Origin of the sequence: Bradyrhizobium sp. CCGUVB23 (genome assembly GCF_024199885.1) — a bacterium.
Classification (GTDB): Bacteria; Pseudomonadota; Alphaproteobacteria; order Rhizobiales; family Xanthobacteraceae; genus Bradyrhizobium.
This window is the reverse complement of sequence record NZ_JANADQ010000001.1, coordinates 2,903,123-2,927,075: the sequence shown is the minus strand read 5'-3', so window position 1 is coordinate 2,927,075 and position 23,953 is coordinate 2,903,123. Positions and strand designations below refer to the sequence as shown.

The 23,953-nt window shown below is 65.0% G+C and carries 25 protein-coding genes and 1 other RNA gene; 14 read left to right on the top strand and 12 right to left on the bottom strand.

From position 1 onward, the window contains the following. Positions 1-141: 141 nt before the first annotated feature. The 9 genes from NLN62_RS13360 to tkt form a co-directional block, all read right to left on the bottom strand. Positions 142-933 carry an inositol monophosphatase family protein gene (locus NLN62_RS13360; RefSeq protein ID WP_027521834.1) on the bottom strand — a complete coding sequence of 264 codons (792 nt, stop codon included), beginning with the start codon at positions 931-933 and terminating at the stop codon, positions 142-144. A gap of 183 nt (positions 934-1,116) precedes the next feature. Next, positions 1,117-2,220 (bottom strand): tetratricopeptide repeat protein, encoded by a 1,104-nt coding sequence (locus NLN62_RS13355; protein ID WP_254109089.1) that lies wholly within the window; start codon positions 2,218-2,220, stop codon positions 1,117-1,119. Positions 2,221-2,229: 9 nt separating this feature from the next. Continuing rightward, complete coding sequence (locus tag NLN62_RS13350; protein WP_027521836.1) at positions 2,230-2,904, bottom strand: thiamine phosphate synthase; 675 nt, start codon at positions 2,902-2,904, stop codon at positions 2,230-2,232. A gap of 2 nt (positions 2,905-2,906) precedes the next feature. After that, positions 2,907-3,932, bottom strand: a complete 1,026-nt coding sequence (locus NLN62_RS13345) for a class I fructose-bisphosphate aldolase (RefSeq protein ID WP_254109088.1) — start codon at positions 3,930-3,932, stop codon at positions 2,907-2,909. A 292-nt stretch (positions 3,933-4,224) separates the two neighbouring features. After that, positions 4,225-5,292: a class II fructose-bisphosphate aldolase gene (gene fba, locus NLN62_RS13340; protein ID WP_027521838.1), complete on the bottom strand. Its 1,068-nt coding sequence runs from the start codon at positions 5,290-5,292 to the stop codon at positions 4,225-4,227. A 39-nt stretch (positions 5,293-5,331) separates the two neighbouring features. Continuing rightward, positions 5,332-6,525 carry a phosphoglycerate kinase gene (pgk, locus tag NLN62_RS13335; protein WP_254109087.1) on the bottom strand — a complete coding sequence of 398 codons (1,194 nt, stop codon included), beginning with the start codon at positions 6,523-6,525 and terminating at the stop codon, positions 5,332-5,334. Positions 6,526-6,553: 28 nt separating this feature from the next. Continuing rightward, positions 6,554-6,682, bottom strand: coding sequence for a hypothetical protein (locus NLN62_RS52970; RefSeq protein ID WP_256575917.1), 129 nt, complete (start codon positions 6,680-6,682; stop codon positions 6,554-6,556). 9 nt (positions 6,683-6,691) lie between these two features. Continuing rightward, the gene (gene gap / locus NLN62_RS13330; protein ID WP_027521840.1) at positions 6,692-7,699 is read right to left on the bottom strand and encodes a type I glyceraldehyde-3-phosphate dehydrogenase; all 1,008 of its coding nucleotides are present in this window, start codon (positions 7,697-7,699) and stop codon (positions 6,692-6,694) included. Positions 7,700-7,846: 147 nt separating this feature from the next. Then, entirely contained in the window at positions 7,847-9,829 is a 1,983-nt protein-coding gene (tkt, locus tag NLN62_RS13325; protein ID WP_027521841.1) for a transketolase, read from the bottom strand. Positions 9,830-10,200: 371 nt separating this feature from the next. On the opposite strand from tkt, the gene NLN62_RS13320 reads away from it, so the two are divergent. The 5 genes from NLN62_RS13320 (at position 10,201) to NLN62_RS13300 (ending at position 12,716) form a co-directional block, all read left to right on the top strand. Then, complete coding sequence (locus tag NLN62_RS13320; RefSeq protein ID WP_027521842.1) at positions 10,201-10,521, top strand: DUF4164 domain-containing protein; 321 nt, start codon at positions 10,201-10,203, stop codon at positions 10,519-10,521. After that, positions 10,518-10,901, top strand: coding sequence for a cell division protein ZapA (locus NLN62_RS13315; RefSeq protein WP_027521843.1), 384 nt, complete (start codon positions 10,518-10,520; stop codon positions 10,899-10,901). The genes NLN62_RS13320 and NLN62_RS13315 overlap by 4 nt, the downstream gene beginning before the upstream one ends. Before the next feature lie 49 nt (positions 10,902-10,950). Then, positions 10,951-11,111, top strand: a non-coding RNA gene (ssrS, locus tag NLN62_RS13310) — 6S RNA. A 206-nt stretch (positions 11,112-11,317) separates the two neighbouring features. Then, entirely contained in the window at positions 11,318-11,914 is a 597-nt protein-coding gene (locus NLN62_RS13305) for a 5-formyltetrahydrofolate cyclo-ligase (RefSeq protein ID WP_027521844.1), read from the top strand. Beyond that, a complete protein-coding gene (locus NLN62_RS13300) occupies positions 11,892-12,716 on the top strand; it encodes a TIGR00282 family metallophosphoesterase (RefSeq protein ID WP_027521845.1) in 825 nt (274 codons plus the stop codon). Before NLN62_RS13305 ends, NLN62_RS13300 begins: the two co-directional genes overlap by 23 nt. A gap of 194 nt (positions 12,717-12,910) precedes the next feature. On the opposite strand, the gene NLN62_RS13295 is transcribed toward NLN62_RS13300, so the two are convergent. Both NLN62_RS13295 and NLN62_RS13290 read right to left on the bottom strand, forming a co-directional pair. Then, a complete protein-coding gene (locus NLN62_RS13295; RefSeq protein WP_254109086.1) occupies positions 12,911-14,335 on the bottom strand; it encodes a methyl-accepting chemotaxis protein in 1,425 nt (474 codons plus the stop codon). Positions 14,336-14,555: 220 nt separating this feature from the next. Continuing rightward, complete coding sequence (locus NLN62_RS13290; protein ID WP_254109085.1) at positions 14,556-16,298, bottom strand: methyl-accepting chemotaxis protein; 1,743 nt, start codon at positions 16,296-16,298, stop codon at positions 14,556-14,558. Positions 16,299-16,496: 198 nt separating this feature from the next. On the opposite strand from NLN62_RS13290, the gene NLN62_RS13285 reads away from it, so the two are divergent. The 9 genes from NLN62_RS13285 to NLN62_RS13245 all read left to right on the top strand — a co-directional run bounded on the left by NLN62_RS13285 (position 16,497) and on the right by NLN62_RS13245 (position 23,138). Further along, positions 16,497-17,243, top strand: a complete 747-nt coding sequence (locus NLN62_RS13285) for a YebC/PmpR family DNA-binding transcriptional regulator (RefSeq protein WP_254109084.1) — start codon at positions 16,497-16,499, stop codon at positions 17,241-17,243. A 213-nt stretch (positions 17,244-17,456) separates the two neighbouring features. After that, positions 17,457-17,984 carry a crossover junction endodeoxyribonuclease RuvC gene (gene ruvC, locus NLN62_RS13280; protein ID WP_027521849.1) on the top strand — a complete coding sequence of 176 codons (528 nt, stop codon included), beginning with the start codon at positions 17,457-17,459 and terminating at the stop codon, positions 17,982-17,984. Then, positions 17,981-18,598, top strand: coding sequence for a Holliday junction branch migration protein RuvA (ruvA, locus tag NLN62_RS13275; protein ID WP_254109083.1), 618 nt, complete (start codon positions 17,981-17,983; stop codon positions 18,596-18,598). Before ruvC ends, ruvA begins: the two co-directional genes overlap by 4 nt. 47 nt (positions 18,599-18,645) lie before the next feature. Beyond that, complete coding sequence (locus tag NLN62_RS13270; protein WP_027521851.1) at positions 18,646-19,065, top strand: cytidine deaminase; 420 nt, start codon at positions 18,646-18,648, stop codon at positions 19,063-19,065. Next, positions 19,062-20,111 carry a Holliday junction branch migration DNA helicase RuvB gene (gene ruvB / locus NLN62_RS13265; protein WP_027521852.1) on the top strand — a complete coding sequence of 350 codons (1,050 nt, stop codon included), beginning with the start codon at positions 19,062-19,064 and terminating at the stop codon, positions 20,109-20,111. The genes NLN62_RS13270 and ruvB overlap by 4 nt, the downstream gene beginning before the upstream one ends. 95 nt (positions 20,112-20,206) lie before the next feature. Then, positions 20,207-21,076, top strand: coding sequence for a DUF6869 domain-containing protein (locus NLN62_RS13260; protein ID WP_027521853.1), 870 nt, complete (start codon positions 20,207-20,209; stop codon positions 21,074-21,076). A gap of 85 nt (positions 21,077-21,161) precedes the next feature. Next, positions 21,162-22,073 carry a metallophosphoesterase gene (locus tag NLN62_RS13255; RefSeq protein ID WP_254109082.1) on the top strand — a complete coding sequence of 304 codons (912 nt, stop codon included), beginning with the start codon at positions 21,162-21,164 and terminating at the stop codon, positions 22,071-22,073. A gap of 112 nt (positions 22,074-22,185) precedes the next feature. Then, the gene (gene ybgC / locus NLN62_RS13250; RefSeq protein WP_051389640.1) at positions 22,186-22,593 is read left to right on the top strand and encodes a tol-pal system-associated acyl-CoA thioesterase; all 408 of its coding nucleotides are present in this window, start codon (positions 22,186-22,188) and stop codon (positions 22,591-22,593) included. Between the two features lie 77 nt (positions 22,594-22,670). After that, positions 22,671-23,138 carry a nuclear transport factor 2 family protein gene (locus NLN62_RS13245; RefSeq protein ID WP_027521856.1) on the top strand — a complete coding sequence of 156 codons (468 nt, stop codon included), beginning with the start codon at positions 22,671-22,673 and terminating at the stop codon, positions 23,136-23,138. Between the two features lie 81 nt (positions 23,139-23,219). Here NLN62_RS13245 and NLN62_RS13240 read toward each other — a convergent pair whose 3' ends face one another. Continuing rightward, complete coding sequence (locus tag NLN62_RS13240) at positions 23,220-23,936, bottom strand: type 1 glutamine amidotransferase (RefSeq protein ID WP_254109081.1); 717 nt, start codon at positions 23,934-23,936, stop codon at positions 23,220-23,222. Positions 23,937-23,953: the final 17 nt, after the last annotated feature.

Sequence of the window (23,953 nt, the reverse complement as noted above, 5' to 3'; positions counted from 1 at the left end):
CCGGGCTTTACTTCTCGAATATATAATTCCCCGCAGGTAGGGCATCGAGTCCGCCGCTTCCGTCCGTATCCAACGAACGTCTCTGGAATACTGGATCACCCGCTTTTCGCGGGTGATGACAGCGTAGAACGTGGCGGCTTATTACGCCGACTTCCGCAAGATCTTCACCAACTCGCCGTGCACGAACTCGTTGCCGCACACGACGTGGCCGGTCACCAGTGCGTCGCCCGGGGTTTCGATGTCGCTGACGGTGCCACCCGCTTCGCGGACCATGATCTGGCCGGCAGCGATGTCCCAGGATTGCAAATTGCGCTCCCAGTAGCCGTCGAGGCGGCCGGCGGCGACGAAGGCGAGGTCGAGGGAGGCGGCGCCGAAACGGCGCAGGCCCGCCACGCGGTCCTGGATCGCGGTCATCTCGCGGCGGAAGGATTCGTGGTCGCCGCGGCCGATATGCGGCAGGCCGCATGCGATGACGCATTCGTTGAGCTGGCGGCGGCCGGCCACCCGCAGGCGCTGGTCGTTGAGGAAGGCGCCCTTGCCGCGCTCGGCGATGTAGAGCTCGTCATTGGCGGGGTTGTAGATCACGCCTGCGATCACGGTACCTTCGCGCGCCAGCGCGATCGAGATCGCGAATTGCGGAATGCCGTGCAGGAAGTTGGTGGTGCCGTCGAGGGGATCGACGATCCAGGTGTGGCTCTTGTCGGTGCCTTCACGCGTGCCGCCTTCCTCGCCGATGAAGCCGTAGCCGGGGCGGGCCTTGGCGAGGTCCTGGTAGAGGATCTCTTCGGCGCGCCTGTCGGCGAGCGAGACGAAATTCGCAGGGCCCTTCAGCGAGACCTGCAAGTGCTCGATCTCGCCGAGATCGCGCTTGAGGCTGCGTCCGGCGCGGCGCGCGGCTTTGACCATGACGTTGATAGTTGCGGAATACAGCATGAGATCAGTCTTGATTTGCAGGAATTCGGCCCTCAAGCGCGATGAGATTGGGATAAACCGTCATCGCGCTTCAGGTTGTTGTTTGAGCATGATCTTTTCGGAAAACCGCTACGCACTTTTCCGGATCATGCTCTAGCCGCTCGATTTGGGGACTGGGTGCCCTGCGGCCGGGCTGGCGTCAAGTCATTTGGTCCCGAGCCATTTCTTGGCGGCGGCCTCGGCCTTGGCCCGGTCCTCGGGGGCCAGATCGCTCAATTGCTTGTCGAGATCGGGTTCGCCCTTGCCGGCGGTTCGGGCGATAAGATGCCATTTGAAACCCTCGATCTTGTCTACCGGCGTACCGTCACCATAAATCAGCACCCAAGCCAGTCGGCTCTGTGCGATTGGGCTACCCTGGCGGGCCGCCTTGCGCAGTAGCGCCACAGCGGCTGGCTTGTTCCTCGGCGTGCCGGTGCCGTTGAATAGCGCGATGGCATATTCGACCTCGGCATCGACATTGTCGGCGAGCGAGGCGGCCTGAAGCAGCCGCACCGCCCGGTCGATGTCCTTCGGCACGCCGGTGCCTTCCTTGTAGAAGGTCGCGAGCGCGTATTGCGCCTCGGGTAGCCCTGCATCTGCGGCCTGGCGCAGCAGCTCGGCCGAGCGCCTGACGTCCTGCGGCAGCGTCTGCCCGTCGAGATAGAGCAGCGCGAGATTGTAGGCGGCCTTTGGCTCGCCGAGCTTGGCGGCTGAGGCGAGCAGTTTTACCGCATCGCCCTTGTCGATCGGGCCGCCGCGGCCGGCCACGCGCATCATCGCGAGCTCGAACATCGCCTCCCGGTCGCCGGCATCCGACGCGCGTTTGTACCATTCGGCGGCCTTGACATAGTCGCGCTTGATGCCGAGGGCGTTGGAATAGAGCTGGCCCAGCATGGTCATCGCCTTGGGATCGCCGGCTTGCGCTCGCGCGGTAGCAAGGTCGAAGGCGGTCTTGTACTGGCCGCGCTGATAGGCGCCGTACACGAGGTCGGCATTGGAATTGTCTGTCGGCGGCGCCGGGATCACGGTCGCGGCCGGCGGCGGGCTCGGCGAGGCCGAGGGTTTTGGCGCCGGCGCGGCCTCCTTCTTCTTGGTGATCGCGTGCGGCTTGGCCGCAGATTTTTCCTTTGGATTTTCCTTGGGATTTTCTTTGGGTTTCTCGGGCGCAGGGCTCGGCGTTGCCGCCGGCGGCGTCAGCGAGAGCTGCGCGGCCGCAGGCGTGGCGAGGAGTAACAGCGCTAGGAACGATGTGGAAAGCGGGGGCTTCATGATCGGCTGCTAGCCATGCTCCCGGCTTGCGGGCGCTTCCGCATAGGCCTTCTTGATCGCGGCTTCCGCGTCGACCAGCGCAGCCTTCGGCCCGCGCGGGTCGGCCCAGATGAAATCGCCAACCAGCACGAAATCCGCGCCCGCAGCGGCGAACTCGAAGGCTTCCGCCAATGAGGTGGCAAAGCCGACGCAGGGCGGCTCGAACAGCTCTGCCCACCAGTCCAGCCGCTCCGCGATCGCCTGCACCGAGGGGCGCTGGCCGTTTGCGTCGGGCTCGCCGAACAGCACGTAATCCGCGCCCATCTCGCCTGCGCTCATGGAATCATGCCTGGTCGTGAGCCCGCCGACGCCGGCGATGCGGTTCGGCTTCAGCGACGGCATGGCTTCTTCGAGCGCGGCGATGCCGATCAGATGCGCGCCATCGGCGCCGCCGCGCGCGACCAGCTCGACATGGCCGTCGAGCAGCAACGCAGCGCCGGCCTTCTGAACGACCGGCGCCAGCGCCTTCACCCGCGTGATCATCGTGCGCTGGTCTGTTTCCTTCAGTCGCACCAGCACGGCCGCGACATCGGCGGCGGCGAGCAGAGCGGGCAGCTCGCCGAGAAGCGAAGCGGGGTCGTCGACGAGCGGCGTCGCGAGATAAAGCCGCGGCGCCGGGCGCGCGGAAGCGGAATTGTTCGACAAGTCTACGCCGCCTTCTTTTCGAGCCCGCTGTCCCATTCGCCGCGGCTGGCGAGCGCGTTCATCCGCGCGCGATGGGCGAAGGCGCTTTGACCGGCCGCGACGTTTTCCGCCTTGCCCGACCAGGCCTTCTGCGGCGCGGCCTGGAGCGCGCGGCCATAGGAGAAGGTCAGCCGCCACGGCAGCGGGCCAAGCCTGTTCATGGCATCGAGATGCGCGGTTGACTCCTCGTCGGACTGGCCGCCGGAGAGGAATGCGATGCCGGGCACTGCGGCCGGCACGCACGCCTTCAGCAGACGCACGGTCTTCTCGGCGACCTCCGCGACGGGGGCCTGCTTGGGGCACTTCTTGCCTGAGACTGCCATGTTGGGCTTCAGCACCATGCCTTCGAGCGCGACGCGCTGCACGCGCAATTCCTGGAACGTCTTGTTGAGCACGCGCTGCGTGACGTCATAGCAGCGGTCGATGTCGTGGTCGCCGTCCATCAGTACCTCCGGCTCGACGATCGGCACGATCTGCGCGGCCTGGCACAGCGCCGCGTAGCGCGCCAGCGCATGCGCGTTGACGCTGATGGCCGTCATCGAGGGGATGCCGCTGCCGATGTCGATCACCGCGCGCCATTTGGCGAAGCGGGCGCCGCGCTCATAGTATTTCTTCAGCCGCTCGGCGAGCTTGTCCAGGCCGACGGTAACCAGCTCGCCCGGGCACATCGGCAGTGCCTGCGTGCCCTCATCGACCTTGATGCCGGGAATGGCGCCGCTCGCTTCGATCAGCTTCACCAGCGGGGTGCCATCCTTGGCATTCTGCCAGATCGTCTCGTCATAGAGGATGACGCCGGAGATGTGCTGGCTCATGGCGTCTTTGGAGCGAAACAGCATCTCGCGGTAGTCGCGGCGGTTGTCTTCGGTGGATTCGACACCGATTGCGTCAAAACGTTTCTTGATGGTGCCGGAGGATTCGTCGGCGGCGAGGATGCCCTTGCCGGGCGTAACCATGGCCTGTGCGACCTTGTTGAGCTCAGTCAGATTCATCGAGAGGTCCTCCCAAAACGTTTCTGCCTTGCCCGCGAAAATAGACCGTTCTCGGGCAATTGCCGAGTTAACGTTGGTCGCAGGGTAAAGGGGGGAGATCGTTAGGGTCTGCGTTTTTGACCGGTCTGGGCGACCGCTTACCTCGCCCCGCTTGCGGGGAGAGGTCGCATCGCATCGAAGATGCGATGCGGGTGAGCGGGACTCTCCGCGAATTCGACTGTTACCGCATTTGCTGAGGCGGCCCCTCACCCCAACCCTCTCCCCGCGAGGGGCGGGGAGAGGGAGGGATAGATCACGCAATCTTCGGGTTGAGTTCGCCCTTGGCGTAGCGCTTGGCCATTTCGGCGGTGGTCAGGACGCGCTTGATCTTGGAGGCCTGGCCGGCGGTGTTGAACTCCTGGAGCCGCTGCTTGCACAGCTTGGTCATGGCTTCCATGGCCGGCTTCAGATACTTGCGCGGATCGAACTCTTCCGGGTTGTCCTTCAGGACCTTGCGGATCTGGCCGGTCATCGCCATGCGGTTGTCGGTGTCGATGTTGATCTTGCGCACGCCGTTCTTGATGCCGCGCTGGATCTCGGCGACCGGCACGCCCCAGGTCGGCTTCATCTTGCCGCCGTTGGCGTTGATGATCTCCTGAAGCTCCTGCGGCACCGAGGAGGAGCCGTGCATCACAAGATGCGTGTTCGGCAGCTTGCGGTGGATCTCCTCGATCACGTTCATGGCGAGGATGTCGCCATCCGGCTTGCGGGTGAACTTGTAGGCGCCGTGCGAGGTGCCCATCGCGATCGCGAGCGCGTCGACCTGGGTCTCCTTGACGAACTTCACGGCCTCATCCGGATTGGTCAGGAGCTGGTCGTGCGACAGCTTGCCCTCGGCGCCGTGGCCGTCTTCCTTGTCGCCCATGCCGGTCTCGAGCGAGCCGAGCACGCCGAGTTCGCCTTCCACCGAGATGCCGCCGAGATGGGCCATGTCCGTTACGGTCTTGGTGACGCCGACATTGTAGCCCCAGTCGCCCGGGGTCTTGCCGTCGGCCTTCAGCGAGCCGTCCATCATGACGGAGGTGAAGCCGGCCTGGATCGCGGTCATGCAGGTTGCGGGCTCGTTGCCGTGGTCGAGATGCACGCAGACCGGGATGTGCGGATAGATCTCGGTGACCGCGTCCATCATGTGCTTGAGCATGACGTCATTGGCGTAGGAGCGCGCGCCGCGCGAGGCCTGGATGATGACGGGCGCATCGACCTGGTTGGCCGCGTCCATGATCGCCAGCGCCTGCTCCATGTTGTTGATGTTGAAGGCCGGTACGCCGTAATCGTTCTCCGCCGCATGGTCGAGCAATTGACGCAACGTGATCCGAGCCATCTCTGTTTTTCTCCCGTTTCGGCCTTCCGGCCAACTAACTTACTTTGTGCGCAAAACCTCGACGCCGGGCAGGGGCTTGCCTTCCATCCATTCAAGAAATGCGCCACCGGCGGTCGAGACATAGGTGAAATCGGAGCCGACACCAGCCTGGTTGAGCGCCGCGACGGTGTCGCCACCGCCTGCGATCGAGATCAGCTTCTTGGTTTTGGTGCGTTCGGCGGCGTGCTTGGCGGCCGCCACGGTGCCGCGGTCGAACGGCTGAAGCTCGAAGGCTCCAAGCGGTCCGTTCCAGACCAGCGTTGCCGCATCGTCGATCGCGGCATGGATGCGCACAACCGATTGTGGGCCGACGTCGAGGATCATGCCATCAGCCGGGATCGCATCGAGCCCGTAGGCATGCGAGGGCGCATTGGCGGCGAAATGATAGGCGACGGTGGCGTCGACCGGGAGGATGATCGCGCAGTTCGCGGCCTCGGCCTTCTCCATGATGCGCACCGCCGTTGCGGCGAGATCCTTTTCGGCCAGCGACTTGCCGACCGCAACGCCCTGGGCGTGCAGGAAGGTATTGGCCATGCCGCCGCCGATCACGAGCGCATCGACCTTGCTGACGAGGTTTTCCAGGAGGTCGATCTTGGTCGAGACCTTGGCGCCGCCGATGATCGCGATGACGGGCTTGGTCGGTGCTTCCAGCGCCTTTTCCAGCGCATCCAACTCGGCCTGCATGGTGCGGCCGGCATAGGCCGGCAGCTTGTGGCCGAGGCCCTCGGTCGAGGCGTGGGCGCGGTGCGCGGCGGAGAAGGCGTCATTGACCCAGATGTCGCCGAGCTTTGCCAATTCCGCGACGAAGGTGGGATCGTTCTTCTCTTCCTCTTTGCGGAAGCGGGTGTTTTCCAGGCACAGGATGTCGCCATCGTTCAGCGCCGCCACGGCCTTGGCCGCGGGCTCGCCGATGCAATCGTCGGCAAATGCAACCGGCTTCTTCACGACCTTCGACAGCGCTTCGGCCACCGGCTTGAGCGAGTCCTTGGGGTCGCGTCCCTTCGGCCGGCCGAAATGCGCGAGCAGGATGACCTTGCCGCCCTTGTCGGCGATTTCGGTGATGGTCGGCGCGACGCGCTCGAGCCGCGTTGCGTCGGTGACGCGCCCGTTGTCCATGGGCACGTTGAGATCGACGCGCAGCAGCACGCGCTTGCCCTTCACGTCGACGTCGTCGAGGGTGCGAAATCTGGCCATTTTTCTGATCACTCGTTAACTGGCGACGTTACGGCGCATCGCGCTCAGGTGGATTGCCTTCCTGCCTGGTCGTTACCTTGCTTCCCTGGCGCATGCCGTACGCGATCAATGCGAACAGCAGGATGACGCCAGGAATTCCGATCCAGGCAGGAAGCATCGCGCTCCCTTAGATCACCTTGCTCATCGCAACGGCGGTGTCCGCCATGCGGTTCGAGAAACCCCACTCGTTGTCGTACCAGGACATCACGCGCACCAGCGTGCCGTTCTGCACCTTGGTCTGGTCCTCGTGGAACGTGGAGGAGTGCGGGTCGTGGTTGAAGTCGATCGAGACGTTCGGTGCCGTGGTGTAGCCGAGGATGCCCTTGAGCTGCTGCTCGGAGGCGCGCTTCATCGCCGCGTTGACTTCCTTGGCGTCGGTGGCGCGCTTGGCGACGATCTTGAGGTCGACGACCGAGACGTTCGGGGTCGGCACGCGGATCGCGACGCCGTCGAGCTTGCCCTTCAGCTCCGGCAGCACGAGGCCGATCGCCTTCGCAGCGCCGGTCGAGGTCGGGATCATCGACATCGCCGCGGCGCGGCCGCGGTAGAGATCCTTGTGCAGCGTGTCCAGCGTCGGCTGGTCGCCGGTGTAGGCGTGGATCGTCGTCATGAAGCCCGTCTCGATGCCGACGAGGTCGTTCAGCACCTTGGCGATCGGGGCCAGGCAGTTGGTGGTGCAGGAGCCGTTCGAGACGACCAGATGATTCTTCGTCAGCGTGTCGTGGTTGACACCGTAGACGATGGTTGCATCGGCGCCGTCGGCGGGTGCGGAGACCAGCACGCGCTTGGCGCCGGCGGTCAGATGCAAGGCGGCCTTATCCTTCGAGGTGAAGATGCCGGTGCACTCCATCGCGATGTCGACGCCGAGATCTTTCCAGGGCAGCTTCGAAGGATCGCGCTCGGCGGTCACCTTGATCTTGCCGTTGCCGAGATTGATCGTATCGCCGTCGACGGTCACGGTTCCCGGGAAGCGGCCGTGCACGGAGTCGAAGCGGAGCAGATGCGCGTTGGTCTCGACCGGTCCGAGATCGTTGATGGCGACCACCTCGACGTCCTTGCGGCCGGACTCCGCGATGGCGCGCAGGATGTTGCGGCCGATGCGGCCAAAACCGTTAATTGCAACGCGGACTGCCATCTTTCGTCTCCTTCAATGACCGTTGTCATCCCGCGGAACGCTAGCTAGCGCGCCTGCGAGGGTTTTTAGGGCGGACGCCCGGTTCGGCCGGGCGGTACTTGATCATATGGGGAGCTTGGTAGTCCTTTTTTCCGGCAAGCTCAACTCTCAGGAAATGCGCTTCAGGACAGCGTTAACTGCAGCCTCGGCGGTAATTCCAAAGTGCTTGAAAAGGTCCTTGGCAGGCGCGCTCGCGCCGAAGGAATGCATGCCGATAAATTCGCCATCCTGGCCGATCACGGCATCCCAGCCCCAGCGGACCGCGGCCTCGATCGCGACCTTGACCGGCGCGTTGCCGATGATGGCGGCACGCTTCGCCTCTGGTTGCGCTAACAAGAGCTCGAGCGAGGGCACCGAGACCACCCGCGTCGGGATGCCGCGCTCGGCGAGCTGCTTTTGGGCGGCGACCGCGATCTCGACCTCGGAGCCCGAGGCGAACAGCGTCGCCTTGGCCTCGCCTTGGGCGGCGACCAGCTCGTAGGCGCCGTACTGGCAGGGGTTCTCGTTCGCGGAGCTGCGGAGCTGCGGCAGGTTCTGGCGCGTCAGTGCGAGCACCGTCGGACCGTCGATACGGTTCAGCGCCAGCTCCCAGCACTCGGCGACCTCGATGGAGTCGCAGGGGCGCAACACGCGCATGTTCGGAATCGCGCGCAGCGCGGCGAGATGCTCGACCGGCTGATGGGTCGGGCCGTCTTCGCCAAGCCCGATGGAATCGTGGGTCATGACGTAGACGACGCCCGCGCCCATCAACGCGGCAATCCGCATCGCAGGCCGCGCGTAATCCGTGAACACCAGGAAGGTCGCGCCGTTCGGCGCGAAGCCGCCGTGCAGGAAGATGCCGTTCATCGCGGCGCACATGCCGTGCTCGCGAATGCCGTAATGGATGAAGCGGCCCTTCGGTGTCTTGGCGGAGAAGGCGATCGCCGACTTCGCCTTGTTGTTGTTGGAGCCGGTGAGGTCGGCCGAACCCGCCAAAAATTCCATCGGCATCGCGGCGGCGATCGCCTCGATCGCGGCTTCCGAGGATTTGCGCGTCGCGACGTTGAGTGGATTTTCCAGAAGGCTCTTCTTGTGCGCCTTCAGCGCCTTCGCGAGTGAAGCAGGGCGCTCGTGGCGCAGGCGGCGCTCGAACTCGGCGCGCTTGCGGCTGCCGAGTTCACCAATCCGCGCTTCCCACTCCTGCCGTGCGGCCGCGCCACGGCTGCCAGCCGCGCGCCAGGCCTTGAGCACGTCGTCGGGCACCGAGAACGGCTCGAGCGAGATGCCGAGATTTTCCTTGGCGGCCTTCAGCTCGTCGGCGCCAAGCGCCTCGCCATGCACCTTCGCGGTACCGGCCTTATGCGGCGCGCCATAGCCGATGGTGGTGCGGCAGGCGATCAGCGTTGGCTTGTTGGATTTTTTTGCGCGCGTGATAGCGGCGGTGATTGCGGCCTGGTCCTGGCCGTCGATCTTCTCGGCGGCCCAGCCCGCCGACTTGAAGCGCTTCACCTGGTCGACCGAGTCTGCGATCGAGGTCGGGCCGTCGATCGAGATGCCGTTGTCGTCATAGAGCACGATCAGCTTATTGAGCTTCCAGTGTCCGGCCATGGCGATGGCTTCCTGCGACACGCCTTCCATCAGGTCGCCGTCGGAGGCGAGCACGTAGGTGTGGTGATCGACAATCTTCTTGCCGAACTCCGCCGCGAGCATTTTCTCGGCGAGCGCCATGCCGACTGCGGTGGAAATGCCCTGGCCGAGCGGGCCGGTGGTGGTCTCGATGCCCTTGGTGTGGAAGTTCTCGGGGTGGCCGGGGGTCAACGATCCCAGCTGGCGGAAGTGTCTGAGCTGGTCCACCGTCATGTCCGGATTGCCGGTCAGGAACAGCAGCGAATAGAGCAGCATCGAGCCGTGGCCGGCCGACAGCACGAAGCGGTCGCGGTCGGGCCAGGCGGGTGCCTGGGCGTCGAATTTCAGGAACTGCGTGAACAGGACGGTCGCGATGTCGGCGGCTCCCATCGGCAGGCCGGGATGGCCCGACTTGGCCCTCTCGACCGCGTCCATCGAGAGCCCGCGGATCGCATTGGCCATACGGGTGGGATCGACCTGCGTCATGTCTGAAATCCGTCTGAAATGAGGCGCTTGGTGGCGGTGTACGCCCGCGCGGGAAGGAGCCTTTCGGCCGCTGGAAGGTCGGGGGCTGGATAGCATCTCGGTTCCGGGAGTCCAAGGCAATCGAACGTCATCCCCGGGCGAAAAGTTGCTCCAAGCGCGATCGGGAAAAGCCCCAACGGTGGTCGCGCGCGACAGGAACCTGTCGGGGCGGGACGCCCGATCCCGATCTATCGGTGCATAGTTTTGCCGCGGCGTTGCGCTTCGCTTCCCTGCCACGTAAATTTCTGCTTCTAAGCGCTTGCCGAACCGAGTCTTTTGCCGAGCGGCAAGTCCTGGTGAAAAGGCCAACACAAGGGTCCGCCGCTGACTGCATGAGCGATCGCGCTGCCAACAGTTCCGCCATGACGGAGTCCGCCGCCGTCGAGATCGAGATCGCGACCCGGAGACTCACGTCGGCGCTCGACGCGCTGGAGAGCGCGGTCGAACGACGGCGCGATGCCGATCGCGACGAGAACGAGCTCGCGACGCGCATCCAGGCGCTGGGCACGGACCGCTCGCGACTCGCCGACGAGCTCGACGGTGCGCTGATGAAGGCGCGCAAGCTCGAGCGCACCAATCGCGAAATCTCCGATCGGCTGGATTCCGCGATCGTCACGATACGTTCGGTGCTCGATACCGGAGAGGACGGATGAGCCACATCAACGTCACCATCAACGGCCGGCAATATCGCATGGCCTGCGAGGAAGGGCAGGAGGTGCGGCTGTTGAAGCTCGCCGAAGGCCTGGAGTCGCGGATCCAGAACCTGCGCGGAAAATTCGGCGAGATTGGTGACGCGCGGCTCACCGTGATGGCGGCACTCACCGCATGCGACGAGCTGGTCGATGCCGGCAACCGCATCCGGACGCTGGAAGCCGAGGTGAACGAGCTGCGGGATTTCCGCAATGCCGCCGCCGAGCGCGCCCGGATGACGCAGACCGCGGTGGTCAATGCGCTGAACGCCGCAGCCGAGCGCATCGAGAAATCGACCCAGGTCCTGAACCGGACCGTCGGCAACGGGATTGCGATCGGTTGACGAAGGAGCGGGCTGGCGATTCGTCAGCGTCGTTGCTAGATTGCGTCAAGCGAAGCTGCGACGCGCGTCAGGAGCCATATATCCCCGGGGCCTTATCGATCCTTTAGGGAACTGTCCCTGGCCGGGCCCGTGGGCTCGGACATATGGTGCCCACCTACTTTCGTAGGGAACTCCGGGATCGAGTGCTTCAACGGCGTTTGCGGCTTCGCGCTTTTGTTTGCCTGGTTTGTGCCTGTCTAATTTGCGTCCCCGACACACTTGCGGTTGAATTTAGTCTCGGTGTCATGCCCCGCGAAAGCGGGGCATCCAGTACGCCGCGCTGTCGAGGTTCATGCTCTGGCGTCTCTGGAATTCTGGATCGCCCGCCTTCGCGGGAGATGACGGCAGAACAAGGTTCTGCCTCAGGGAAAACGCTGATGACCAACTCAAAAGCCGAACTCCGTGCCAAGGCTCTCGCCAAGCGCGATGCGCTCAGCGAAAAGAAGCGCACTGCTGCCGCCGCAAAGCTCGGCAAGCGCGGCCTGCCGTTCGAGATCGTACCCGGCAGCATCGTCTCCGGCTATTCGCCGATCCGCAGCGAGATCGATCCGGTGCCCCTGATGCAGAAGCTCGCGGCCGAAGGCGCGCGGCTGGCGCTGCCTTGCGTCACGACGCGCGGCAAGTCATTGATCTTCCGCATCTGGCATCCGAGCGACCGGCTGATGCTCGGCCCGCTCGGCATTCCCGAGCCGTCGCCGGCGGCGGCCGAGGTCATCCCCGACATCATGCTGACGCCGCTTGCCGCGTTCGACCGTCTCGGCCACCGCATCGGCTATGGCGCGGGACATTACGATTTCACCTTCGCGCATTTGCGCAAGACCAAGCATGTCGTCGGCATCGGGCTCGCCTTTGCGGCGCAGGAGATCGATGCTGTTCCCGCACTATCGCACGACGTCGCGCTGGATTATGTGCTAACGGAAACCGACGTGTTCGATTTCCGGAGTTCTGAAGTTGCGCATTCTCTTCGTGGGTGACGTCGTCGGCCGGGCCGGCCGCGCGGCGATCGCCGAGCACCTGCCCAACATGGTCCGTGACTGGTCGCTCGATTTCGTCGTCGTCAACGGTGAAAATTCCGCCGGTGGATTCGGCATCACGGAAGCGATCTATCAGGAGCTGCTCGACGCCGGCGCCGATGCGGTCACGCTCGGCAACCATTCCTGGGACCAGCGCGAGGCGCTGGTGTTCATCGAGCGCGCCGAGCGCCTGGTGCGGCCGGCGAACTATCCGCGCGGCACGCCGGGTCGCGGCGCCGCTCTGGTCGAGACGAAGAACGGCCGTCATGCGCTCGTCGTCAACGCGCTGGGCCGCGTCTTCATGACGCCGTTCGACGATCCCTTCGCGGCGATCGAGCGCGAGCTCGGCGCCTGTCCCCTGCGCGAGGCGGCGGATGCGATCGTGGTCGATTTCCATTGCGAGGCGACCAGCGAGAAGCAGGGCATCGGCTTCTTCTGCGACGGCCGCGCCAGCCTCGTCGTCGGTACGCATACGCATGTGCCGACCGCCGATCACCAGATCCTCCCCGGCGGCACCGCCTACATGACCGATGCCGGCATGACCGGCGACTACGATTCGATCATCGGCATGCAAAAGGAAGAGCCGCTGCGCCGTTTCACCTCCGGCATCCCCTCCGGCCGTTTCGAGCCGGCGATGGGCACGGCGACGCTGAGCGGGGTCGCGGTGGAGACGGATGATGCAACAGGGCTCGCGCTGAAGATTGCGCCGGTGCGCGCAGGTGGTCGGCTCGAGCCGGCGACGCCGAGGTTCTGGTTGAGTTAGAAATCTAGCGCGGCACTGACGCTGCACCCTCTCCCCTTGCGGGAGAGGGTGGCTTCGATGCGAAGCATCGAAGCCGGGTGAGGGGTTCTATCCGCGAGTCACTCTCTCGCAGTGTAGCTTGCGGAAGCAACCCCTCATCCGGCGCTTCGCGCCGCCTTCTCCCGCAAGGGGAGAAGGGACAGCAGCGCGCGGCTTCACCCCTGCCGGAATCCCATCCGGAAGGCGCCCCAGTGCTTGCCCTTCACGATGATCGGCGAGGACAGATCCTTCATCAGCACGAATTGGCCGCCGCCCATGTCGCGGCGGTAGGTCTGCAGCAGGAACGGCTTTGTGTTCGCCGCGACCTTCCTCACCGCGCGGTCGTTGAACAGGCGGCGGTTGCGGCAATTGGCGTTGTTCCAGACGGGGTCCTTGCCCTGCGGCAGGCGATAGTTCGGATTGTGGGTCGGCAGATAGCCGCCCTTCGCCCAGGCGACGCAGAACACGATGCGCGGGTCCGACTTCTGGATCGGGTCCTGGATCGCCGGCAGCACGCGGTCGGTAAAGTCGACGTAGCTGGTGAGAAATTGCTTGGGATCGGTGCCGGGAATTTCGCGATATGTCTCGTCCATGAGCTGATTGAGCGTGATCTCGCCGCGGTCGATCGCCGCCTCGAACTCGGCCGAGATGCGCCTTGCGGTATCGACGACGATATTGATCAGCGGCGCGTCCGACGTCTCCACGCCGCTGTCGGCGATCAGCGCGATCAGGCCCTCGGAGGTGTCGAGCAGCTTTGCCACCCGCTCGTCGGCATTCCTGAGATCGCGCGAGGAGAGGTCGACGCCCTTGGCGAGCTCGCTGAGCTCCGAGATCACGGTGTCGCAATGGCCGAGATTGGAGGTCGCGGCGCGCGCGACGCTGTCGATCTCCGCGCCCACGGAGGCAAAGCCCTGCTGCACGCGCGTGATGATGCGGGAGATCTGCTGCGCGCCGTCGCCGGCGTTCTTCGCGCGCAGCGAGGCATCGCCGCTTTCGCCGATCAGGCTGCCGATCTGGCCGTCGAGATCGCGCACCGTGTCCGCGATCTGTTGCGTGGCCTGCCGGGTCGCTTCCGCAAGGCTCTTCACCTCGCTCGCCACGACGGCGAAGCCGCGGCCGGCGCTGCCGGCGCGCGCCGCCTCGATCGTGGCGTTGAGCGCGAGCAGGTTGGTCTGCTTCGCAATCGCCTCGATCGAGCCGGAGACCTTGGCGACCTGGCTCAGTGCCGAGCCGACCGCGGCGAGCCGCGCTTCGATGCGAGCGACGGCTGCGACAAGCTCGGAGATGTGGCCAACCGCGGTCTCGACCACGTCGCGCGACTGCGCGATCTCGCCGACCGCGGTGGATGTCGTCGATTGCACCGCCTGCGACGCATTGGCGATCTCGCGATTGGCCGAGACCATCGTCTCTGCCGTCTTCTGCAGATGGTGGAACCGCTCCGACTGGCTGGCAACGCGATTGGCGACCTCCTGGACGTTGCCGGCGATGTCGGCGAGCTCAACCCCGAGGCCGCCGATGCGATCGGCGAGCTGGTCTATGAGGCGTTCGGCCAGCGTCCGGTTGGATGACGTGTCCATGACTGCACGCTGCACGACGGACATATTCGAACTTCCTCCAGCCGGAGTCGACTATCGACTCACAAACGGCATTCCCATTCCCATTTCAAAGCGTGATTCGTTTTAATGCTGATTCGCGCTTTGCCGTCTTGCCTGAGCGTGCACTAAAGCGCGATGAGATTTGGATGAACCGTCATCGCGCTTTAGGTTGTTGTTTGTGCATGATCTTTTCGGAAAACCGCTTCACACTTTTCCGGATCATGCTTTAGAGCTTGTAGGCCGTCCGGAACCCGCCCCAGTGCCGGCCCTGCACGCGAATCGGTACGTCGATCTCGCGCATCATCACCGTGTTGCCGTTGCCCATGTCGCGCGCGTAGCTCTGCACCAGGTAAGAGCGCAGATTGCGCGCCGCAGCGAGGCCCGCCGGGTCGTTGAAGATGCGCCGGTTGCGACTATTCGCTGTGTTCCAGGCGACATCGCCCGGGCGTTGCGGATGCGAATAGATCTTGTTGTGCACCGGCAGGAAGCCGTTGCGGTCGACCATGGCGCAGAACGCCATACGCTGATCCTTCGCCAGGAATGCTTCCTGGAAGGAGGGGAGGGCGCGGTCGGCCCAGTTGAGATATCTCGTGCGGTACTGCTGCGGATTGGTACCGGCGATTTCCGCGTAATCGGTGTCGAAGAGATCGTCGAGCCTGACCTCGCCGCGCGCGACTGCCTGCTCGAATATCCTCGTCAGCGCGGCGCCCGCTTCCATCGCGCGGGTCACGAATTCCGTGTTCTCCTCGTGGATCGACCAGAGCTTGTCCTCGATTTTTTCGCGCAGCTCGGCGTTCGGCGCCTGGAACTGCGCCCGCGCGCCGGCCTTGGACTGCTCGGCGACGCGCAGGCGGCAGGCGCCGATATCCTGGAGCACGCCGTCGATGGTCTCGTGCACCGAAAGCCTCGCGGCATCCGCGCCGCCGATCAGGACGCCGTCCATCGCAATCTCGTAGACCGGTATCGTCGCGCGGCGGCCCTTGATCTCGAGCTTGAGATGGCAGGGCAGGCGCTCGGTCTTGCGGCGGTCGTCGCCGTCGCTCTGCCTGAGCAGCACGGCGCAGCGCGATTTCAGCTTCTGCGCGAACATCGTGACAGCCTTGCCGGCGCTGGAGACGCTTTCGCCATGGGCTTCCGCCGCCTTGGTGGCGGCATCGATCTCGGCGGCGCTGTCGCCGACGGATACGATGAATTTCGATGCGGTTGCCGCGTTGCCGGAGACCTCGCTGGTGGTCGCGGTCTGCTCGGCGACCGCGCCATTGACGGTGTCGAACACCGGGCGGATCGCCTCGATCGCCTGTGAGATGCGGTGCACGGCTTCCGCCGAGCCTGCCGCGTCCTTTTGCAGTGCCTCGATCTTCCTGGTGATCTCCTCGGTCGCGCTCTGGGTCTGCACCGCGAGCGCCTTCACCTCGGTGGCAACGACGGCAAAGCCTTTTCCGGCCGCGCCGGCGCGCGCTGCCTCGATGGTCGAGTTCAGCGCGAGCAGCGTGGTCTGGCGCGCGATCTGCGCGATCAAATTGACGACGTTGCCGATCGCCGCGGAGGATTCGCGCAAGCGGTCAACATTGGCGCGGGCTTCTTGCGCGGCGGCGCTCGCAGCATCCGCAAGCTTGCCGGCCTCGCGGACCTGGGCGCCGATGCCCTGCGCGGACTGGGTGAATTTCTCGGCCGCGCTGGCAAAGGTGGTCGCGGTCGATTGCGCGGCGCTGCTGCGCCCCGTGAGGGCATCGGTGCGCTCGCGGATGGTCGCGAGCGTGTTGGCGGTTGCTTCCGCCCCGCCGGCGACCGATTCGGCGGCGCGCTCGAGCTGGCGGATCATCGCGCCGAGCTCGAGTTCCAGAAGCTCAAGAATTTCCTTGGCTGAATCGCCTTCCGGCGCAGCAGCGGGCTCGGCGACGGCTTGGGCCACCTGCGGCGTAGCCGCAGCCTGTTCCGGCAGACGCTTCCGAAGTAGTCCGAAGGCCATCAGGTCGCTCTTGTCGGGGGACGGGACGTGGATATTTTCACATCCCGAAATGAAGTCAGGGTTAACAGGTGCCTGATGGCGCGGCAGCTGCCCTACGATATTACCTTCAAGTATGCTCTTTCATTCCGGGGGGCTCGCGGCCTATAAGGCCCGCGCTCCATCCCCTTACCTTGGCTGACGATTCCTCAGAGACCACGCATGGCCGGACATTCCCAATTCAAGAACATCATGCACCGCAAGGGGCGGCAGGATGCGCAGAAGTCGAAGCTCTTCGGCAAGCTGGCCCGCGAAATCACCGTCGCGGCCAAGCTCGGCACGCCCGACCCCAACATGAATCCGCGCCTGCGCGCGGCCGTGATCGCGGCGCGCCAGGAGAACATGCCGAAGGACAATATCGAGCGCGCCATCAAGAAGGCGCTCGGCAATGAGGGCGAGAACTATGACGAGATCCGCTACGAGGGCTATGGCCCCGGCGGCGTCGCCGTCATCGTCGAGGCGTTGACCGACAACCGCAACCGCGCCGCCTCCGACATCCGCTCCTTCTTTACAAAATCCGGCGGAAATCTCGGCGAAACCGGCTCGGTCTCCTTCATGTTCGACCGCACCGGCATCATCGAATATGACCGCAGCGTCGCTTCCGACGACGCGGTGCTCGATGCCGCGATCGAGGCCGGTGCAGACGACGTCATCTCGGGCGAGAACGGCCATGAGATCTACGCCTCGACCGAAAGCTACCGCGATGTGGCCAAGGCGCTCGAAGCGAAGTTCGGCGAGCCGCGCAAGGCCGCGCTGATCTGGAAGCCGCAGAACACGGTGGCCGTCGACGACGAGACCGGCGAGAAGCTCCTCAAGCTGATGGACCTGCTCAACGAGCACGACGACGTCCAGAACGTCTATGCCAATTTCGAGATTTCCGACGCGCTGATGGCGAAGATGGGCGGATAAAGCGGCTCTCGTGTCCCGGACGCGGCGCACTGCGAAGCGGTGCGACGCAGAGCCGGGACCCACGCTTCCCAGTCTGCCGATGCAGAGATGGGCCCCGGTTCAGCAGCGCATCACTGCGTGCTGCGCTGCGCCCGGGGCACGAGACCATACTTCCCCGGGGACTTGCGTTCCGTTTCTGTTTCCCTCCCTCCGGCCAGCCGCTATCACTGGCCCATGACCGCGCTCCCGATTCGCCATCCCGTCCGCATCATCGGCATCGACCCCGGCCTGCGCCGCACCGGCTGGGGCGTGATCGAGGCCGACGGCAATCGCCTCGTCTATGTCGCCTGCGGCTCGGTGGAACCGCCTGAGGGCTTGGCGCTGTCGAGCCGGTTGCTCGCGATCCATGAGGGGCTCGCGTCTGTGCTCTCCCACCACAAGCCGATGGAAGCCGCCGTCGAGCAGACCTTCGTCAACAAGGACGGCGTTGCGACGCTCAAACTCGGCCAGGCCCGCGGCGTCGCCATGCTGGCGCCCGCGATGTTCGGCATCACGGTGGCCGAATACGCGCCCAACCAGGTCAAGAAGACCGTGGTCGGCGCCGGTCACGCCGACAAGAACCAGATCGCGGTGATGCTGAAGATCCTGCTGCCCAAAGCCGAGCCGCCGTCGGCGGACGCCGCCGACGCGCTCGCCATCGCCATCACCCACGCCCATCACCGCCAAAGTGCCGCCCTGCGGCTGAAGGTGGTGGGGATATGATCGGCAAGCTCAAGGGCCTGATCGATTCCTACGGCGAGGATTTCGTCATCCTCGACGTCGGCGGCGTCGGCTATCAGGTGCATTGCTCGACCCGCACGCTGCAGCATCTGCCCACGCCCGGCGAAGCGGCCGTGCTCTCGATCGAGACCTATGTCCGCGAGGATCAGATCAAGCTGTTCGGCTTCCGCACCGACCAGGAGCGCGAATGGTTTCGCCTGCTCCAGACCGTGCAGGGGGTCGGCGCCAAGGTCGCGCTCGCCGTGCTCGGCACGCTGCAGCCTTCCGACCTCGCGAACGCGATCGCGCTGCGCGACAAGGCCGCGGTGTCGCGCACGCCGGGCGTAGGTCCCAAGGTGGCCGAGCGCATCGTCACCGAGTTGAAGGACAAGGCGCCGGCCTTTGCCAATGTCGATCCGCACGTCGTTCATCTCGCCGGCGCCGTCGACGACCAGCGTGCCCCGCGGCCCGTCGCGGACGCGATCTCCGCGCTGGTCAATCTCGGCTACGGCCAGCCGCAGGCGGCGGCCGCCATCGCCACGGCGTCACGCAATGCCGGCGAGAATGCGGAAACCGCGCAGCTCATCCGTTTGGGTCTGAAAGAATTGTCGAAATAGACTATCCTGCGCGGCCCGCTGACTGACGAAGGAATGCATTTTCCGCCATGCTGAGCAACGAAGACAAGGAACTCATCGCCGCCGCGACCGCCGCGATCAGCGAGCGTTATCGCAACGACTGGCAGGAGGTGGGCGCTGCTATGCGCACGCGCGACGGCCGCATCGTCACCGGCGTGAACATCGACGCCTATATCGGCCGCATTGCAGTCTGCGCCGAGGCGATCGCGATCGGACGCGCCATTACGGAGACCGGTGACCGCGGCATCGAGACGATCGTCGCCGTGCGCCATCCCAAGCCGGACGAGCCCGGCGACATCGCCGTCGTCTCACCCTGCGGCATCTGCCGCGAGCTGATCCACGATTACGACGCCAAGGCGCGGGTCATCGTTCCCGACAATGGCCGCGAGCCGAAGGTCGTCAGCATCGGCGAGCTCTTGCCGAACAAATACCGGCGGGGCAACGAGTGAACACCCCCTCCCGCATCGTCACACCCGAGCGCCGCAGCGACGATGTCGGCGACACGGCGCTGCGTCCGCAATCGCTGACTGAATTCGTCGGCCAGCAGCAGGCGCGCAAGAATCTGTCCATCTTCATCGATGCTGCGCGCAAGCGCGGCGAGGCGCTGGATCACGTGCTGTTCGTGGGTCCCCCCGGCCTCGGCAAGACCACGCTGGCGCAGATCGTGGCGCGCGAGCTCGGCGTCGGCTTTCGCGCCACATCGGGCCCGGTGATCGCCAAGGCCGGCGATCTCGCCGCGCTCCTCACCAACCTCGAAGAGCGCGACGTACTCTTCATCGACGAGATCCACCGCCTGAGCCCAGCAGTGGAAGAGGTGCTCTATCCCGCGATGGAGGATTTCCAGCTCGACCTCATCATCGGCGAGGGGCCGGCGGCGCGCTCGGTCAAGATCGAGCTTGCAAAGTTCACCCTCGTCGGCGCGACGACGCGTGCCGGCCTTCTCACCAATCCGCTGCGCGACCGTTTCGGCATCCCGATCCGGCTCAACTTCTATACGGTCGAGGAGCTGGAAGGCATCGTCACCCGCGGCGCGCGCGTGCTCAATGTCGGCATGAGCCCGGATGGCGCCAACGAGATCGCGCGCCGCGCCCGCGGCACGCCGCGCATCGCCGGCCGGCTGCTCAGGCGGGTGCGCGACTTTGCCTCCGCCGCCAACGCTGAAACCATTGATCGCGAGATCGCCGACCATGCGCTGAGCGCGCTGGAGGTCGATGCCGCGGGCCTGGATGCCATGGACCGGCGCTACCTGACGACAATTGCGCTCAATTATGGGGGCGGCCCGGTCGGCGTCGAGACCATGGCCGCCGCGCTGTCCGAGCCGCGCGATGCCATCGAGGACATCATCGAGCCCTATCTGATCCAGTGCGGCTATCTCCAGCGTACCCCGCGCGGCCGTCTCCTCACCACGCATGCCTTCCGCCATCTCGGCCTCACTGAGCCCTCGCGCGATACGGCACAGTTCGGCCTGTTCGGCACGGACGAGAGCGACGACTAAAGCGACGTTGAACCCACCTGTTTCGTGCTCCCACTAATGCGAACGCGCGGCGATCGGGGTCGCTGGCGCAACGCACATTGGCTGGAGTGGGAAGAATGGGGCTGAGTGAGCAAGCAACACTGCTTGAAAGCATCGCGTCCGCACCGCAACTGCGGACGCCCGACGAGACCGAAGCGTTCCTCGATCCGATGCCGCTGGCCGAGCTGGCCTCGATGTGGTGCGCGCTTCAGCGCGTCAGCCGGCGCGACCAGGCCGGCAGCATCTGGGCGCTGAAACTCTATTTCGATCATCTGCCGCATCGTCGCCCGCAGCGCGCGCTCGATCTCATCCTAGACGTGCTGAAGACCGAGACCGACAAGCCGACCGTGATGCAGCTCAACGACAAGTTCTTGCTGGCGCTGCTCTATGCCCATGGCGACGAGGTGATCGGGCGTATCGAGCATGAGGCGAAGCACAATGCGCGGCTGCGCTGGCTGCTCGGGGGCGTACATTTCGGCGACGAGGAGCCGCTGATGCGGCGCATCGCAGGGATTGCCAATCAAGCGGCCTGGCACGCCGATCACCTGGCCCAGCGCACTCCGCGCGAGCTGCTCGATTGCGCCAGCATGTCGCTGTCCGAGCTGGCGCAGGCCTGGATCGAGCAATATTCCAGGTCCGACCGCGACCAGGACGACAATCTGTTCGCGATCATGGATTTCGAGCGCGATTTGCGCGAGGACGATCCCGACCGGATGATCGACCTGATCCTGGAGATCCTCAGGGTGGAGTCCAATCCCGTGCTGCTGTCGGTGCTGGCGGCCGGTCCGCTCGAGGACGTGATCAGCCTGCGCACGATCGACCGCATCGAGCGCGAGGCCCGCGCTGACAGGCGCTTCCATGACTTGCTCGGCGGCGTCTGGTATTACCGGGCGTCCGACGAATTGAAGACGCGTCTGGATGCGCTGGTCGGCGTGAGGGACCGTTAACGTTTCTGCTCACGATCTGCACAAGCGCACCCCAATTCCGCTTCAATCGGAGGACATCAAGGCAAGGCATCACAATCGGTTTCCCATGATCTCTCGTCGCGCTTTCTTTCGGTCTATCGGCGGTCTGTCCGTCGCTGGCGTATCAACGACGGCTTACGGCGTTGGCATCGAGCCGGAGCGGTTGCTGGTCACCCGCTACAACCTGTCGCCGCCGCAATGGCCCGTCGATTTCGATCTGAGGATCGCCGTCATCGCCGATTTGCATGCCTGCGATCCCTGGATGTCGCTCGAACGCATCGCTGGCATCGTCCAACGTACCAATGCGCTCCAGCCCGACATTACCGTGCTGCTCGGCGACTACGTCGTCAGTCAGCGCCATGCCACGCGCGCCATTCCGGCCAGCGAGTGGGCATCGGTGCTGGGCGGGTTGAAAGCGCCGCTCGGAGTGCACGCCATTCTCGGCAATCACGATTATTGGGATGACAAGACCGTGCAGCGCGAGGGCAGGGGACTGCCGGCCGCGCGGATCGCGCTGGAGGCCGCCGGCATTCCCGTCTATGAGAACGACGCAACGCGCCTCACCAAAGCCGGACGTCCGTTCTGGCTCGCCGGGCTTGGTGACCAACTCGCCTATGTGCCGGCGCGCCACTTTCGCCCGATGCGGCGCGTCGGCGTCGACGATCTCAGCGCGACGCTCGCCAAGGTGACCGACAGCGCTCCGCTGATCCTGCTCGCGCACGAACCCGACATCGCTTCGCGCGTGCCGGCGCGCGTCGCGCTGCAATTGTCCGGTCACACCCATGGAGGCCAGGTGCGGCTGCTGGGCTGGTCACCGGCCGCTCCGTCGAGACCAGAACTCGCCTATGGCCACGTCCGCAAGAATTGCGACGTCGTCGTCTCCGGCGGGCTGGGCTGCAGCATCATACCCTTCCGCCTTGGTGTTCCTCCGGAAATCGTGCTGGTAACGCTGGGGAACGCGGGGCAGGCGGTGTCATAGCGATGGCTTGCGCGTCGGGCTGATTTGCGCAAAACACGAGCGTGGACAATGAACCAAGGCTCGCGCAGTGACAGTTCATCTCGATGGTGAGATCCGCGAAGGCCGCCACCACATGCAGGTCCGCGTCTACTACGAGGACACGGACTTTTCCGGCATCGTCTATCACGCCAACTATCTGCGCTTCATGGAGCGCGGGCGGACCAACCATCTGCGGCTGATGGGCGCCGAGCAGCAGGCGCTGTTCGAGCAGGTCGAGACGGAAGATGCCGGCTTTGCCTTCGTGGTGCGCTCGATGCATCTGGATTTCCTCAAGCCCGCGCGCATGGACGATGTGCTCGACATCGTGACCTGGCCGATCGCGGTGAAGGGCGCCTCGATCATGCTGGCGCAGGAGGTGCGGCGCGCCGAGGACGTGCTGGTGAAAGCGGAAGTGCGCGTCGCCTTCATCAGCGGCGGCCGCGCCCAGCCGATCCCGAAATCAATCCGGAACCTGATGAAGGCCGACGTGATTACGAAATGAGCCGATAGGGAAGACGGGCCATCGACTTCCAGGCGCGCGAGCGTAGATTTGCGTGTCCCCAACTGATGAGGCCAGCCATGTCGCGTCCGCCGCTTCCGCCCTTCACGAGAGAGACCGCCGCTCAAAAGGCCCGCATGGCCGAGGACGCCTGGAATTCGCGCGACCCGCAGCGTGTCGCGCTGGCCTATACCGAGGACAGCCGCTGGCGCAATCGCTCGGAGGTGTTTTGGGGGCGCGAGGCGATCGTGGCGTTTCTCACCCGCAAATGGGCAAAGGAGCTCGACTATCGGCTGATCAAGGACCTCTGGGCCTATGACGGCAACCGCATCGCTGTGCGCTTCCAGTACGAATGGCACGACACGAGCGGCCAGTGGTATCGCTCTTACGGCAACGAGCAGTGGGAGTTCGACGAGCACGGCCTGATGAAGCGTCGCGAGGCGTCGATCAACGACATCGCCATCGCGGAGAGCGATCGCCGCTTCCACTGGCCTGCACCGGGGCCAAGGCCCGCCGATGTGGCGGGACTGGGCGATAGTCCATTCTAAGACGCATCGACAGAAGCTGAGCTTGGCGCGCTGCACCCTCTCCCCTTGCGGGAGAGGGTGGCTGTGGCCGCATCTCGCGAACTAAGAAGTTGTCGCCGGCCTCGTCAGAAACCTCGTGATGGCGCCACCGAGCTTCGCACTGTCCAGCGGCTCGGCGAGCGAAGCCTTGGCGGCGGCGACGACGTTGTCGGGCGCGTGGCCTTCGCGGAGCTCGCAGCAGACTTGCGCGAAGCTCTTGTCGAATTCCGGATGCGGCTGCACGGAGAGCGTCGTGCCGTTGGCGTAGAGCAGGCCGGCATGCGGGGCGAATTCCGAATACAGGATCGTCCGCGCGTCCTGCGGTGGTTCGATGACCTGGTCCTGGTGCGAGCAGGCGATTGCGAGCTGTTCGCCGCCGATGACGCCGTTGTTCGGCGCCACCTGATAGACGTGCCGGCCGATGCCCCAGCCCTTGTCCGACTTGCGCACGGTGCCGCCCAGCGCCTGCGCGATCAGTTGGTGGCCGAAGCAGACGCCGACCATCGGCGTCTTGTTGGCATGGGCCGTGCGCACGAATTCTTCGAGCGGCGCGATCCAGTCGAGCCCGTCATAGACGCCGGCCGCCGCGCCGGTGATCAGGATCGCCTCCAACTGGCGAGGGTCGGGGAGCGCCTCGCCATCGGGGATGCTGACGACGTCGAACGCAGCAGAAGAATCCTCGGTACGGATCATGCGCTCGAACATGTCCGGAAACGAGCCGTGGCGCTCGCGATGTTTGCGAGGGACGGCTCCGGTCTCGATGATGGTGATGCGTGCCATGTATCCTCGGCTAAGAT